Below are 533 nucleotides of genomic sequence, written 5' to 3'. Positions count from 1 at the left end.
GTCAACGTGCCGTGGCTGAGCAGCAGTTCGGACGGGGCGAGGTCCTCGTGCGCGTTGCGCGCCGCCTCGAACAGGCCGTCCGCCACCGCCTCGAAGGTCGCCCGGTGGAAACCGAACGTCGTGGTGTTGTAGAGGAGATGGTGCGAGTAGCCGCCGGGGCCCGCGTGGGTGTGGGTGGCGGTGATGAGGACGTTCCGCTCGGTGTACAGAGCGCCGTACGCCTGCCTCAGCCGCCTGAGCACCGCCCGGTGCACACTCTCGAAGATCATGGGGGAGTCGGCGACGATCAGCAGCACACGGCGCCCGCCCGCCTGCTCGGCCACGACGAACGCCCGCGCCCGCAGCCGGGTGTGCAGACCGGCCGCCTGCTGGTCGAAGCGGCCGTAGCCCATCATGCCGACCTCGGCGACCTCGCCGGTGGCGTCGGAGATCCCCCGGCCGACCAGATACCCGCCGCCGCCTCCCGGGGCGGCGGCCGCGGCGCCCGGGGCGACCAGACGGGCGCCCGCGAGGCCCAGGCCGGTGACGGCGCC

1 protein-coding gene is annotated in these 533 nt (G+C 74.1%); it reads right to left on the bottom strand.

Features of this window, described 5'->3' with window-relative positions:
* A partial coding sequence (locus tag LPA54_RS36280; protein WP_228984780.1) for a neutral/alkaline non-lysosomal ceramidase N-terminal domain-containing protein occupies positions 1-533 on the bottom strand: 533 nt, incomplete at both ends.

The sequence above is a fragment of the Streptomyces sp. DH12 genome (genome assembly GCF_020873895.1).
GTDB lineage: Bacteria > Actinomycetota > Actinomycetes > Streptomycetales > Streptomycetaceae > Streptomyces.
This window is presented reverse-complemented; position numbering and strand designations above follow the sequence as displayed.